Source organism: bacterium (assembly GCA_035454885.1).
In the GTDB taxonomy this organism is placed as follows: domain Bacteria; phylum UBA10199; class UBA10199; order JACPAL01.
The window spans coordinates 1-14,189 of record DATIGE010000039.1 but is presented as its reverse complement, the minus strand read 5'-3'; the positions used below and the strand labels follow the sequence as shown (position 1 = coordinate 14,189).

Sequence of the window (14,189 nt, the reverse complement as noted above, 5' to 3'; positions counted from 1 at the left end):
ATCAGGGCCGTATGATCGGCCTTGGTCTTCGGCACCGCCGAGACGGTGACGCCCGCGCCGAGGATGGCGAATCCCACGGCCAAGGCCATGAGCGTCTTGGTGAACTTCATGTAATCCTCCTTTGGATTTGCGCGAGTGACTTCATCCGTCTGCGAGCATCTTCGAAAAGATCACCGGAATTAGGCACAATTTTCGGTCACCTGTCCACATTTTGTTGAAGGCGCTCTTCTTCGCCGGCCAAGCGCTCGTACATTTTGGCGCGCTCCAAGGCCTCGCGCTTCAGGGCGTAACACGGAACGGCGAGGCTCTTTCGAGACCGCCCGTAATGGGCCGACCGGCCGTAACTTCGGGCCATAGGAAAGGCGTCTCATGATCCCTTCCACTTGTCCCGCTGCGCCCCGATGCTCTTGAGTTTTGACTCCATCTCCTGAATGCAGGCTATCTCGCAGGCATCGACGGGGCGGTCGAATCCGGAGCGGTGCATAATCTTGATCGTAAGCTTCACTTCGGGACGGTTCTTCCGGAGGCGCGAATAAACGAGAGCCGGGAAGTCGACCTCGATTTGATACTGGCTCTCGGTATCTTTCTTGGGAATGATCCATCGGGCGATTTCTTCGAGAGCCTGATGCACGACGGAGCATTCCTCGCACCCAGGTGTCGGAGGGTGTCGTGGGTGATCATGTGTTCCGTACAGGCCGAGTTCGAAGCCGATCGTCGTTTTCTCCCCCTGAAGAGCATAGTGCAGGAGGGGAGACGTCTCCCAACAGACTTGATGACGGCGCACGGCGTCGATCAGCCCCGGAGGCGCCTTATCCGCCGCCGTGGTCTTCGTTTCGCTCATGGGGCGATCCCGCGATCTACTTCCCCATCTCCTCGGCCCGCATCTTGTGCCACTGGGCCATGGCCTTGTACTCGTCGGCCAGCTTCCTGGCCTCGGTGATGATGGCGTTGCAGTGCTCGTCCATTTCGGAGAGCGACTTCTCGCGCGTCTGCTTGGGGAGAACGGCCTGGTTGGAGCGGTAGTCCTTCTTCATCTCCGTATGCTCCTTGACGAGCGCGTCTTGATCGGCGGCCATCTTCTCGTACTTCTCCGCAAGGGCCGCGTGGTCGGCCTTGGTCTTCGGCACCGCCGAGGCGGTGCCGCCCGCGCCGAGGACGGCGAGGCCCAGGGCCAGGGCGGTGAGTGTTATTGTGAGTTTCATGACCTTCTCCTTCCGTTTAAAACTAAGTTGAGAATTCCGCACGGACACTTCATGGGTATGACATGTGTCACCTCCTTCGCCTCTTAGGCTCGTGTTTCATTTCGTAACGACCTCTCCTTCCACATGGCAAAAATGACCGGGTAGATCAGCAGCTCCAGAATGAACGACGTCACCAGCCCCCCGATCATCGGGGCGGCGATCCGCTTCATCATGTCGGCCCCGGTGCCGAGCGACCACATGATGGGGAGGAGCCCGATCATGGCCGCGGCGACCGTCATCATCTTGGGCCGCACTCTTTTGACCGCCCCGTGGATGATCGCCTCCGTCAGATCTGTCCTCGTCTTGAGCCGTCCCTCGTCCTTGAAATCCTTGTACGAGAGATCGAGGAAGAGGAGCATGAAAACGCCGGTCTCGGCATCCAGTCCCATGAGGGCGATCATCCCGACCCAGACGGCGATCGAGACGTTGTAGTGGAGGAGCCAGAGGAGCCAGACCGCGCCGACCAGCGAGAAGGGGACGGCCAGCATCACGATCCCCGCCTTCACCGCGGACTTGGTGTTCATATAAAGGAGGACGAAAATGAGAAAGACCGTCAACGGGAGGACGAACTTGAGCCGTTCGCGGACTCGGAGCATGTTTTCGTACTGCCCGCTCCAGCGAAGCGTATAGCCCGCCGGGAGGGACAGCCTCTCCCCGACCGCCTTCTTGGCGTCTTGGACGTAGCCTCCGATGTCCCGTCCCGCCATGTCGACGAAAAGGTAGCCGGCGAGCATTCCGTTCTCGTCCCGGATCATCGCGGGTCCGGTCGAAAAATGGATGTCGGCGATTTCGCTCATTGGGATCTGGGCACCGGAGGGGGTCGGAACCAAGACGCGTTGCAGTTTGGGGAGGTCGTCGCGGAGCTCGCGGGCGTAACGGAGGTTGACGGAATACCTTTCCCGGCCCTCGACGGTCGTCGTGATGTCTTCGCCCCCGATGGCGGAGGAGATCACCATCTCCGCGTCGTCGACCGTCAGACCGTAGCGGGCGAGTTGGTCCCTCTTCAGGTCGAAGTCGAGGAAGTAGCCCCCCGCCACCCGCTCGGCGAACGCACTTCGTGTGCCGGGAACATCTTTCAAGATCGTTTCGAGACGCCGGCCGAGATCCTCGATCTGCTTCAGGTCGGCCCCAAAGACCTTGATCCCGATCGGCGTCCGGATCCCGGTCGAGAGCATGTCGATCCGCGCCTTAACGGGCATCGTCCAGGCGTTCGTCCATCCCGGGATCTGCATGGCACGGTTCATCTCGGCGGTCAGCTCTTCCCACGAGATCGTGTCGCTCCAGACGTGCCGGAGGATCGGGTGAAACAGCTCCGGCACCTTGAAAAATCCGGAGGAGTACCACCGCCTGACCTTCCGCCACTGGGCCTCGGGCTTCAGGACGACGGTCGTTTCCACCATTGAGAAGGGCGCCGGATCGGTTGACGAGTTCGCACGGCCCGCCTTGCCGAAGACCGTCTCGACCTCCGGAAAGGTCTTCAAAATCTTGTCTTGGATCTGCAGGATACGGCTCGCCTCGGTGACGGAGAGACCCGGGAAGGTGGTCGGCATGTAGAGGATCGTCCCCTCGTTCAACGGCGGAATGAACTCCGACCCCAGGCCCATGTAAACGGGGATCGTCGTCAACATCAGGAATCCCGCCGCGATCAAGGCCGGCTTGCGGTGTCTGAGCACGAAGCGGCAGGCCGGCTCGTAGAGGGCGAACAGGATCTGGCTGATCGGGTGTTTTTCCTCGGCGTAGTAGCGCCCGACCAGGACGTGATTGGCGGCGCCGCAGAGCCACTTCGGCTTGAATTTGAAAAAATCCATCCGGGCGAAGAGCATCCGGAGGGCGGGATCAAGCGTCACCGCCAGGATGGCCGCGATGGCCATCGCGAGGTTCTTTGAATAGGCGAGCGGCTTGAAGAGCCTTCCCTCCTGGTCGACCAAGGTGAAGATCGGCATGAAGGCGACGGCGATGACCAGGAGCGAAAAGAAGACGGAGGGCCCGACCTCTTTCAGGGCGTCCAGCCGCACCTCGTGAAAATCTCCCTTTCGTCCGCCGGCGAGCCAACGCTCCAGTTTCTTGTAGGCGTTTTCGACTTCGACGATCGCCCCGTCGACCAGGACGCCGATGGAGATCGCCATCCCGGCCAGGGACATGATGTTGGAGGTCAGCCCCATCAGATAGAGGGGGATGAAGGCGAGCAAGACCGCGACCGGGATCGTGATGATCGGGACGATCGCCGAAGGGATGTGCCAGAGAAATATCAGGATGACGATGCTCACGATGATCATTTCATCGGTCAGCGTTGTCTTGAGCGTCTCGATCGATCGGCCGATCAAGTCGGAGCGGTCGTAGGTGGTGACGATCCGGACCCCCTCGGGGAGCGAGGGCTTGAGCTCCTCGATCCGAGCCTTCACCCGCTCGATCACGTTCAGGGCGTTCTCGCCGTACCGCATCACGACGATGCCGCCGACGACATCCCCCCGGCCGTCCAGGTCGGCGACGCCGCGCCGGATGTCGGGGCCCAGCCGGACGGTGCCGATGTTCCTGATGAGGACCGGTGTTCCCGTCTTTGAATCGATCCCGACCGCGATGTTCTCAATGTCCTCGAGGGACCGGATATACCCCCGTCCGCGCACCATGTATTCGCGTCCCGAAAACTCGACGAGCCTCCCTCCGATCTCGTTGTTTCCCTTTCGGATCGCGTCGACCGCCTGGTTGAGCGGGATGTTGTACGCGGCCAGGGCATTGGGATCGACGTTCACCTGGTACTGCTTGACGAAACCCCCGACGGAGGCGACCTCGGCGACGCCCGGGACGCTCTGAAGATGGTAACGCAGATTCCAGTCCTGATAGCTCCGGAGTTCCTGCAGGTTGTGTTTCCCCGTGTCGTCCACGAGGGCGTATTCAAAGATCCAACCGACGCTGGTGGCGTCGGGTCCGAGCTCGGTCTCCACACCGGGGGGGAGACGCGGGATGATCTTGGAAAGATATTCCAGGACGCGGCTCCGCGCCCAGTAGATGTCGGTCCCGTCCTCGAAAATCACGTAGACGTAAGAGAAACCAAAATCCGAAAAGCCCCGGACGGCCTTGACCTTCGGGGCCCCCAGGAGGGCGGTGACGATCGGATAGGTGACCTGGTCCTCCATGATGTCGGGGCTCCGGTCCCAGCGGGAGTAGATGATGACCTGGGTGTCGGAGAGATCGGGAATGGCGTCCAACGGGATGTTCCTCAGGCACCAGACCCCGATCGCCATCGCCACCGCCACGAGGGTGAGGACGATGAACTTGTTTCGGGCCGAGAATTCGATGATCTTTTCAATCACGCTATTTCCCCGGTGTCGGCATGCACATCGACATCCCTTGATCCCAGGACTGTCCCTCCGGGCATCCCGGGGCCGAGGCGACGGCCGCCTTTAACTGCGATTCCGAATCCACCATGAAGGCGGCGCTGGCGACGACCTTCTCTCCCTCGGCGATTCCCTCGTTCACGACCACGTTGTCGCCGGCCTCGGGACCTGTCTTGATATCGCGCGGTTGAAAATTCGTTCCGTCACGCACCACGAAGGCGACCTTCCGGACCCCCGTGTCGATCACCGCGGACTTGGGGATCAGGATCGCCTCGCCGAGATCGACCTTGAGCGAGACGTCCACATAGGTGTCCGGCCGCAATCGGCCGCCTCCGGCCGGGATCTCAATGCGCGCACGGGCCGATCGTGTGATCGGATTGACGACGGGGTCGATCGCTCGAATTGTCCCGATGAATTTCTCATCCGGGCCCGAGGGAAGGGAGACCTCCGCCTCAAGCCCTGGCGTCACAAGGTTCGCCTCATCCTGGTAGAGGGTCGCATAGACCCAGACGGAATCGCCCGTCTGGGGGAGATAGAGGTTCGTGGAGGCGCCCTTGCGTTCCAGACCACGGATCTCCTCCTCCGACATCCCTTTCAACCTCAGGTTGGACCTCGCCGCGTCTTTAAGCGCGGGGACGCTCTTGACGATTTCCAGGTACTCACGCTGGGCCACGGCCAAATCCGGATCGAAGGCGACGCGGCCGACGGTTCGGATCTCCTGTACGGCGCGCTTCTTGACCGCCGCCTCCGTCCTGAGGCCGATGAGTTGTTGTTGATCGCCTGGGATGGTGATGCCTGATTGCGGTCCGCCTCCGCCTTTCTTCGGATCAACTCTGACCAGATCCATCCCGCAGATCGGGCACTGGCCCGGGTGATCCATGTGAATCTGATGGTGCATCGGGCAGGTGTAATAGGCGGTGTCGGGGTCCTTCTCGTGCTGTCCGGACTTGGCGCACGACGAAAGGCCGAAGACTGCGCTCGCGGCGATGCCGAAGAGGGCGGCCGCCAGGATGATATTTTTCGCATTCATAAATCTCTCCCCACCAGTCGTTCCAGTTCGGCGAACGTCATGCCGAGCCGGGCCTGGCTTTCGTAATAGGACGTTTTGAGATCGCGATAGGTCCGCGCCGCGTCGATCAGGGTGAGAAAATCCACGTCTCCCGAGGCGTAGGCCGTCCGCGCGGCCTCCAGGGTCGTCTTTGCCTGCGGCAGGATCTCGCGCTCGTAGCTCGCCACCACCTTCTGCGAGGCCGTAACGCCGGAGTAGGCCTGCTCGAGCTCGTGCCGCGTGTGGATCTCCATCGAATCGTGCTCCGCCTTGGCGGCCTGGAGCGAGGCCTTCGCCTCGCGGATTTCGCCCCGGTTCTTGCTCCAGAAAAAGACGGGGAGGTTGATCATCGCGGTCCCCGTCCAGGCGTCCTCCCGGTTCGGGCGCTGATTGTACTCGAAGCCGAGTGCAAAATCGGGAATGAGACCTTGCTTGGCGGAGGTGACCCGCGCGCGGTCGCGTTTTTCTGCGGCGCGGAGTTCCTTCAACTCCGGGCGCGATTCCACGGCCATCGCCTCGATGTCCTCGAGAGTCGCCTTCAACCGTGGCCATGAGAGACGGGACGGTAGCCGGAGATCTTCGTGGTCGGTGCGGTTCAGGATCGCCGTCAGGTGGGCCATGTGCGTCTGGTGTTCCTGGTGCAAGAGGATCTCCTGGTTCTTCAACTGTGAGAGCTCCACCTGGGCCTTGAGGGGATTGGCCGCCGTAGTCTTTCCCGCGGCGTAGGCGGTTTCCGTCGAGCCCAGGAATTGCCGCAGAAGGGCCTGGTTCTCGCGGTTGACCTCGAGGCTCCGTTCGATCCGGTAGACCTCGTAATAGGTCCTTTTGAGATCGAGAAGGACGTCGCGAACGCGGCCTGAGGCGTTCGCCGCCGCCGCTTCGGCGTCGAAGCGCGCGGCCTTGCCCCGCACGTGCCGTTTGCCCGGAAAGGGGAGCTTCTGCTCGATCCGGTAGTTGATTTGCTCGCCATGGGTGACGTTGTCGCCGAACGGGACGTCCTCGAACATCACCCCCACCATCGGGTCGTCGAGCGCCTTGGCCTGGGGAATGCGGGCCTTGGCCGCCTCGGTCCGGTAGCCGGCGGCGCGAACATCCTGATTGACGATCAAAACCTCCTGGATCGCCTCATCCAGAGTGAGGATTTTGTCTCCTGCGACCGCCTGTAAAGGCAGCAGGAGGAGCAAGAGTAAGGCAATAAACATAATCTGACCCCTTTGGCTCGTAGTCGAGCCGTGAACAACGCACCCTGGCGTTTTCTCTTTGGGGTCAGATTAAGAACGAAGACTTGAGGTCAAAAAGCGGAGGAGGGGGCGAATGGAACACCTTCCCGGATTGATCATTGCGAAAAACTTGGGGATTCGAGACCAGGACCACCTCGAGGGTGGTCAGCGGCCCCATGTTATCAAGCGCCTTGGGAGTGGCGGGCGCGGTGGTCGGGGCCTGTGCCGGCCGGTCCGCGCGGCAACAGCTCAAGTTTTTTGAGACTTGGACGCTTTGAGACAGGCAATGAGATGGCTTGCAGCAGGCGGGCTTCGGAGATGCCTTCCCGGCATAGGCCGTTGGGGCCCCGAAACCCGCGAGCGCGGTCACGATCACGGACATCGCTGCAAGCCGTCGTAGCATGTCGATTATTAGACTAGGCTTCTGGTGCGAGGATGTCAATGCGTGGTGTGTGCCGCTGAGAGGACTCGAACCTCCACGGGCTTGCGCCCACACGACCCTGAATCGTGCGTGTCTACCAATTCCACCACAGCGGCTTTTTCGGGGGCCTTCTATAAATGATCGGCGTGAAGGCGCAAGACTATTCCTCTTCCTCGTCGTCGTCATCCCGGTCTAATTCTTCGTCCTCTTCGTCTTCATCCTCGGGTTCCTCGTCGAGTTCGTCCTCATCCTCATCATCGTCTTCCTCTTCCTCTTCCTTTTCAGGGGGCGGGCCGCCTTCCTCGTCTTCTTCCACTTCTTCAAGGCCGGAGTCGTCGAAGATCTTGGCGCCGCAATTCGGGCAGACCGAATCTCCGCCCGTATAGGCCCCGCACTTGGGGCAATAGTCCTCGAGAACGTCATCGTCTTTGTAGGCCATAGATAGAAGGATCTCCTGGAAAATCACCTTAGCGAAATCATTGAAAAAAGTCTATGAGGATGCCACGAGGCTCCTATGTCCATCGATCTACTTAAGAAGGGGATTTCGAACATTGTGAAGGAGTTCAAGCTCGCGACGTCTTTTCCGCGCGAGGTCGAGGCGGAAGCCCGAGCGTTTCCGGGTCCTCTCACGGCGCAGGACTGGGAGGGCAGGGTCGATCTGCGCGCGGAGGTGGTTGTCACGATCGACGGAGAGAACGCCCGGGACTTTGACGACGCCGTGTCCGTTTCCGAAACGCGCGACGGTTTCGTCCTCAAGGTGTCGATCGCCGATGTGAGCCACTTCGTCAAGCCGGGCACGGCGGTGGACCGGGAGGCCTACCGGCGCGCCACGAGTACGTACTTTCCCGACCGCGTCCTGCCCATGTTGCCGGAGCGGCTCTCCAACGACCTCTGCAGCCTCGTCCCGCACGAGGAGCGGCGGACCTACACGGCGGAGATGGCGTTCGACGTCCAAGGCCGGCGGACGGCGATCCGTTTTTACCGGAGCGTCATCAAGAGCCGGGCACGCCTCACCTACACGGAGGTTCGCAAGATCCTCGACGACCGGGACGAAGCCGCCCGGGGACGGCATAAATCGATTCTCGAGGATCTGGAGCGGATGGGCGTCCTCGCGGAGCGCATTCAAGGCCGGCGGCGGGCGCGGGGCAGCCTCGACTTCGACTTGCCCGAATCGTCGATCGAGCTCGACCTCGCGCAGGGGCGCATCGACAAGATCGTCAAGGCGGAGAGGAACAAGGCGCACCGTTTGATCGAGGAGTTCATGATCGCGGCCAACGAGGCCGTCGCTGAATTCATTGCGGAGAGCCGGTTGCCGTCGGTCTACCGCGTCCATCAGGAGCCCGATCCGGAGCGCGTCCGCGATTTCGCGGTGCTGTTGCATCACCTGGGATACGGTCTTCGGCTCGGCCGTCGCGTCCAACCGGGTGCGCTCGCGGCCGTCATCGAGGCCGTCCGAGGTAAACCCGAAGAGAAGCTCATCAACACCGTCCTTCTGCGGACGATGGCGCGGGCTGTTTACGACACGAAGAACGTCGGACATTTCGGGCTTGCGTCGGAATGCTACACGCACTTCACCTCGCCGATCCGCCGTTATCCGGATTTGATGGTGCACCGGATCCTCACGCAGGCCCTTCGAGGAGGCCGGCCGGGCAAACACAAAGAGTCGGGAGGCAAACGGCTCCAGGAGATGGCCGTCCATTGTTCGGAACGAGAGAGGAACTCGCAAAAAGCCGAATGGGCGTCTCGGGACCTGGCGGCCGCGCTCTTCTTGAAAGAAAAGGTGGGGCAGACGTTTGATGGCATCATTTCCGGCGTCACCAAGTTTGGGCTCTTTGTGGAGCTCATCCCATTCTTTGTGGAAGGTCTTGTTTCCATTAAGAATTTGAGGGATGACGCTTATACCTTTCACGAAAAGGCCCATGCGCTCGTGGGGCGCCGGAAGAAGAAAAAGTACCAGATCGGGATGCCGGTGACCGTCACCGTTCAGGGGGTCAATCTGGAAAAACGGTGGGTTGATTTCGGCCTGTGAGGGGCTTTTGACACTGTTTGACATTTGGGTCGGCCTTCCATTATAGGTGCCGGGCTAAATGCCGCATTATTCCTTGTTTTTTCTGATTTTCTATTTCGCAATTCTGCTCCTGCCGTCCGCTTTTGGGCTTCATCGCTATTATCTCTTGTTTCTCTATTACCGGCTGAAGAAGGACAAGCCTTCGGCCCTCCCTTTTGAGAGCCTGCCGGAGGCCCCTTGGGTCACGGTTCAGCTTCCCATCTTCAATGAACGCTATGTGGTGCCGCGCCTGATTCGAGCCGTCTGCGCTTTTGACTATCCGCGGGAGCGATTGGAAATCCAGGTCCTGGACGATTCGAACGACGAGACCGTGGCCGTCGTGGACCGCGAAATTGCGGAGTGGAGCCGAAGGGGATTTCTCATCCGTCACGTCCGAAGAGGCGACCGCGTAGGCTTCAAGGCCGGTGCCTTGGCTCACGGCCTGAAAGAGGCGAAGGGCGAGTTCGTGGCCGTCTTTGACGCGGACTTCCTGCCAGAACCCGATTTTCTCAAGAAGGTGATCCCGCATTTTTATGGTGGTTCGGATATCGGTATGGTCCAGACGCGCTGGGAGCACTTGAATCGAGACTATTCTCTTCTGACAAGGGCCCAGGCGATTCTCCTGGACGGTCATTTCATCATTGAACACACGGCCCGGCATCGGTCCGGTTGTTTTTTCAATTTCAACGGCACGGCCGGCGTTTGGCGGAAGTCCTGCATCGGGGACGCGGGCGGCTGGTCGGGGGACACACTGACGGAGGACATCGACCTCTCATACCGCGCTCAGATGAAAGGCTGGCGGTTCGTTTATCTGGACGAGGTCGTCGCCCCGGCGGAATTGCCCGTGGACATCAACGCACTCAAGACACAGCAACACCGTTGGTCGAAGGGGTCGGTGCAGGTCGCCAAGAAGCTCCTGCCTTCGCTCCTCAAGGGGCCTTATCCTTGGCGCGTCAAGATGGAGGCGTTCTTCCACTTGGCGGCGAATTTCAATTACCTGCTCATGGCGATCCTGTCGTTCCTCCTGCCGGTCTCGATCTATGTCCGCCGGGAGCAGGGCTGGTATGACATGTTGTGGATCGACCTGCCGTTGTTCCTGTCAGCGACTTGGTCCGTCTCGGTTTTTTACTACCATTCGCAAAAGAAGGCCTATTCCGACTGGTTCTCCCGCGTGAAATACATCTTTTTCAGCCTGGCACTGGGCATTGGTCTCTGCCTCAACAACAGCAAGGCGGTCCTCGAAGGGCTGATCGGCAAGACCGGCGAGTTCACGCGGACGCCCAAGTACGCGGTCGTGAACCGCTCGGATTCCTGGAAGGAAAAGGGTTACCGGGGCAGGCTGGCGTTCCTGAGCCTGGTGGAGATTTTTCTGACCCTCCTCTACATGGTTACGGTCGCCTATGCGCTGAGCGAGGGTCTGTACCTTTCCGTACCGTTTCTTCTCCTGTTTGTCGTCGGCTTCGGATATTCCAGTCTTCTTTCGATATTCCAAGGCCGCGGGGGGGTGGGGTCTTCCATCACGGCCCCCATGGAGCCCTCCATCGAAGCCCAAATTTCTTGACACCCTTCCGAGCTGGGACTTAAAGTTTATTCAAGTGGGAGGTTCCCCTCAGCCCCGGAGAATGGTATTATGAAAAAGTCGCATGTCGTATCGATCCTCAACCAGAAATTGACGTTGAGGAGCGACGCGAGCGACGAGACCGTGACGCAGATCGCCGCTTTGGTTTCGGACAGGGTCCGCGAGGTGATGGACGCCAGCAAGTCGGCCTCGATGTTGACGGCGGCCTTGCTGGTCTGCATGAACATGGCGGAGGAGTTGAGGCGCTTCGAGGAAACTCGGGGAGTCCAAAACGCTCGCACGGCACAGAAAGTGCGTGATATCATTCGCCTGGTCGACATGCAGTTGGGCGCGGGGTCCCAGTTGGCTCTTTGAAACAAAAGATCGAGTTTCCCCTGTGTTGTGCGTGATGGGTTCATGTTCTTTTGAACCTATCTAAAAGAACGGGGGTTGTCCCTCGCCGTGGTGTGCAGGCCCATGAAATCGAATGGGAAGCCTAAAACGGCGATATGGCCCCCACCTAAGCCTAGGGTTCAAGGGCTATTCCCACACGGCAAATGCAGGGGAACCTTTTCATCCTCCGACGAATCGATCGGAGGCTGAAACGGCTCCATCAGGAGAATTAAAGAATGATACTGGTGGGGAAGCTGGTGAGAAGGAAGTAGAAGATCAACCAAGCGGGAAGAAAAAAGGCAAAAGGACCGTCTCTTGAATCAGAAGGTTATTTTTGTGAGTTTTAGCGGACATCATAGCATCATATATCCCAAGCCGCTCCTTCGTGGGCGGCACCACGATCGCCGTGGATGGGATCGCCTGAATTCACAATAGCTTTCTCTTCGACCTTTTCCCTCATTTCTCCCGCATCTCGAGGATGTGCGCTTTGGAATCCATTCAGGAATCCAAGGAGGATCTTCGAAGGCGCATGAAGGGCCTTCGTGAATCCCTAAAAGCGCACGAAACCTTGGCGCGCAGCCTTGAAGTCGGGCGGCGTCTCTTTGAATCTTCCCTTCTTGATCGGTTGACCTCCGTCGCTCTCTACGCCTCCGTCCGGGGCGAGGTTTCGACGGAATGGATCTTCGGCCAGCTTCAAAAGAGAGGGTGCCGGACGTTCTTCCCTCGCGTCACCGGCGAGCGCATCGAGTTCGTTCCCGTCCCTGATTGGGGCCGACTGGTGCCGGACCGCTGGGAGATTCCCGCGCCCTTGGAGGGCGAAAGCGTGTCTTTGGAGGAGGTCGAGGCGGTCTTGGTGCCGGGAGTCGCGTTTGATGAGCAGGGGAACCGATTGGGATTCGGCAAAGGATATTACGACCGCTGTCTTTCTGGATTTCAGGGGAGAAAAATCGGTTTGGCCTATGATTTTCAAGTTGTGCCCGAGATTCCTCGGATGGAGACCGATCTGGTCTGCCATTGGATCGTGACCGAGACGAGGACAATCCGCGGGATCGCAAAAGAGGAGCCGTCATGGAATCACAAACCTTTGTGATAATTGTCAGCGCTGCCGGAGCCTTGATCTTGGGGCTCGTCGTCGGTTTCTTCGTGAGAAAAAACGTTCTGCGCCGCGAGGTGGAATCCGCCGAGGCCAAGGTGAAAAACCTCATTCAAGAGGCGGAATCCAAGGCCAAGACCATTCAAAAGGAAGCGGAGCTTTCGGCGCGCGATCAGATCTTCAAGTCAAAGATGGAGATGGAGGAGGAGGAGAAGCGCCGCCGACAGGAGCTGTCCTCCATCGAGAAGAGGATTGCCGTGAAGGAGGAAAACCTCGACCGCAAGATGGAGCAGATGGAGCGGAAAGAGGCCGACGTGAAGCGCTCCGAGCAGAGTGTCGACGCGAAGAAAAAGAACATCGAGGATCTCGAGAAGAAATACCAGGGCATGATCGAGGACTCCAAGCAACTCTTGGAGAAGCTCTCGGGGTTGAGCGCGGAGGAAGCCAAACGACTGCTCGTCGAGAAAATGAGCTCCGAAGCGACCCATGAGGCGGCCAAGAAGATCAAACAAATCGAGGATGAGGCCAAGGAGACGGCCGACAAGAAGGCGAAAAAGATCATATCCCTCGCCATCGAGAGGATGTCGGGGGAGTGGGTGCAGGAGGCTTCGGTTTCAGTCGTCAAGCTTCCGTCGGAAGACATGAAAGGACGCGTCATCGGACGGGAAGGTCGGAACATTCGGGCCTTGGAGCAGGCGACCGGGGTCGATCTGATCATCGACGATACTCCGGGCGCGGTCGTGGTGTCATCGCACAATCCGATTCGGCGCGAGATCGCCCGCGCCACGTTGGAGAAGCTCCTGGCCGACGGGCGTATTCACCCCGCGCGGATCGAGGAGACGCTCGATAAGGTGACGCAGGACGTGGAAAAAGGGATCCGTGAGGCCGGACAGCAGGCCCTTTTCGACCTGGATATCCACGGCATCCACCCGGAGCTGGTCAAGCTCCTGGGCGCCCTCAAGTACCGCTACAGCTACGCCCAAAACGTCCTCAACCACTCCATCGAGGTCGGCTTTCTCTGCGGCATCATGGCCGCGGAACTGGGTCTTGATCCCAAGCTCGCGCGCCGCGCGGGCCTCCTTCATGACATCGGCAAGGCGGTGTCCCACGAGATTGAGGGGTCGCACGCCGTCATCGGAGGCGAGTTGGCAAAGAAGTACGGTGAGCCCGCTGCTGTGGTCCACGGCGTCTGGGCCCATCACGAGGACATCCCCCAGGAGAGCGTTCTCGACCACTTAGTGGAGGCGGCGGACGCCCTCTCCGGCGCCCGGCCCGGGGCGCGGATGGAGTCCGCTGAGACCTACATCAAACGCCTGGATGATTTGGAGAAGATCGCCACGTCCTACGACCAAGTCGAGAAGGCCTACGCCATTCAGGCGGGACGGGAATTGAGGGTGATGGTCCAGCCGGAGCGCATTTCGGACACCGACGCAACGATTCTTTGCAAGGACATCGTGAAAAAGATTGAAAGCCAGCTCACCTATCCCGGCCAGATCAAGGTGACGATCATTCGCGAAACCCGGGCCGTCGACTTCGCCAAATGAAGATCCTCTTCATCGGCGACGTTTTCGGGGAACCCGGCCGCGCGGCCGTCCGGAAAAAAGTTCCGGAATGGCGGCGGGAACGCGGCGTCGATTTTATCGTCGCCAATGTCGAAAACGCCGCCCACGGCAGAGGCGTCACCCCCAAGATTATCGAGGAGCTTCAAGCCGCGGGCGTCAACGCTTTCACGGCGGGCAACCATCTCTGGGACCAGAAAGAAATCATTCCGTATCTCGCGAGTTCCAAGGTGCTTGTTCGGCCCGCCAATTACAGCGCCGAGGCGCCGGGCCG

The 14,189-nt window shown here is 59.8% G+C and carries 14 protein-coding genes, 1 tRNA gene and 1 other RNA gene; 7 read left to right on the top strand and 9 right to left on the bottom strand.

The window, feature by feature from the left end; genetic code table 11:
• Nucleotides 1–196 precede the first annotated feature (196 nt).
• From VLJ37_07145 to VLJ37_07105, 9 genes are all read right to left on the bottom strand, one after another.
• Nucleotides 197–355 (bottom strand): hypothetical protein, encoded by a 159-nt coding sequence (locus VLJ37_07145; GenBank protein ID HSA59445.1) that lies wholly within the window; start codon nt 353–355, stop codon nt 197–199.
• Between the two features lie 12 nt (nt 356–367).
• Nucleotides 368–841, bottom strand: coding sequence for a hypothetical protein (locus VLJ37_07140; GenBank protein HSA59444.1), 474 nt, complete (start codon nt 839–841; stop codon nt 368–370).
• Between the two features lie 16 nt (nt 842–857).
• A complete protein-coding gene (locus VLJ37_07135) occupies nt 858–1,202 on the bottom strand; it encodes a hypothetical protein (protein HSA59443.1) in 345 nt (114 codons plus the stop codon).
• Between the two features lie 83 nt (nt 1,203–1,285).
• Nucleotides 1,286–4,552 (bottom strand): efflux RND transporter permease subunit, encoded by a 3,267-nt coding sequence (locus VLJ37_07130; GenBank protein ID HSA59442.1) that lies wholly within the window; start codon nt 4,550–4,552, stop codon nt 1,286–1,288.
• A gap of 1 nt (nt 4,553) precedes the next feature.
• Entirely contained in the window at nt 4,554–5,606 is a 1,053-nt protein-coding gene (locus tag VLJ37_07125) for an efflux RND transporter periplasmic adaptor subunit (protein HSA59441.1), read from the bottom strand.
• The gene (locus VLJ37_07120; GenBank protein HSA59440.1) at nt 5,603–6,826 is read right to left on the bottom strand and encodes a TolC family protein; all 1,224 of its coding nucleotides are present in this window, start codon (nt 6,824–6,826) and stop codon (nt 5,603–5,605) included. Before VLJ37_07120 ends, VLJ37_07125 begins: the two co-directional genes overlap by 4 nt.
• 64 nt (nt 6,827–6,890) lie before the next feature.
• The gene (locus tag VLJ37_07115) at nt 6,891–7,247 is read right to left on the bottom strand and encodes a hypothetical protein (protein ID HSA59439.1); all 357 of its coding nucleotides are present in this window, start codon (nt 7,245–7,247) and stop codon (nt 6,891–6,893) included.
• 50 nt (nt 7,248–7,297) lie between these two features.
• Nucleotides 7,298–7,381 (bottom strand) — tRNA-Leu (locus tag VLJ37_07110).
• A 44-nt stretch (nt 7,382–7,425) separates the two neighbouring features.
• Entirely contained in the window at nt 7,426–7,704 is a 279-nt protein-coding gene (locus VLJ37_07105; protein ID HSA59438.1) for a zinc ribbon domain-containing protein, read from the bottom strand.
• 75 nt (nt 7,705–7,779) lie between these two features.
• Between VLJ37_07105 and rnr the strand changes: the two genes are divergently transcribed.
• The 7 genes from rnr to VLJ37_07070 all read left to right on the top strand — a co-directional run.
• Complete coding sequence (gene rnr, locus VLJ37_07100) at nt 7,780–9,294, top strand: ribonuclease R (protein ID HSA59437.1); 1,515 nt, start codon at nt 7,780–7,782, stop codon at nt 9,292–9,294.
• Between the two features lie 58 nt (nt 9,295–9,352).
• Entirely contained in the window at nt 9,353–10,873 is a 1,521-nt protein-coding gene (locus VLJ37_07095) for a cellulose synthase family protein (GenBank protein HSA59436.1), read from the top strand.
• A gap of 69 nt (nt 10,874–10,942) precedes the next feature.
• Nucleotides 10,943–11,245, top strand: a complete 303-nt coding sequence (zapA, locus tag VLJ37_07090) for a cell division protein ZapA (protein ID HSA59435.1) — start codon at nt 10,943–10,945, stop codon at nt 11,243–11,245.
• Nucleotides 11,246–11,259: 14 nt separating this feature from the next.
• Nucleotides 11,260–11,440: non-coding RNA, 6S RNA (gene ssrS, locus VLJ37_07085), on the top strand.
• Nucleotides 11,441–11,741: 301 nt separating this feature from the next.
• The gene (locus tag VLJ37_07080) at nt 11,742–12,353 is read left to right on the top strand and encodes a 5-formyltetrahydrofolate cyclo-ligase (GenBank protein ID HSA59434.1); all 612 of its coding nucleotides are present in this window, start codon (nt 11,742–11,744) and stop codon (nt 12,351–12,353) included.
• Complete coding sequence (gene rny, locus VLJ37_07075; protein HSA59433.1) at nt 12,332–13,900, top strand: ribonuclease Y; 1,569 nt, start codon at nt 12,332–12,334, stop codon at nt 13,898–13,900. The genes VLJ37_07080 and rny overlap by 22 nt, the downstream gene beginning before the upstream one ends.
• On the top strand, nt 13,897–14,189 hold a 293-nt coding region (locus tag VLJ37_07070; GenBank protein ID HSA59432.1), incomplete at its 3' end, for a YmdB family metallophosphoesterase. The genes rny and VLJ37_07070, both read left to right, overlap by 4 nt.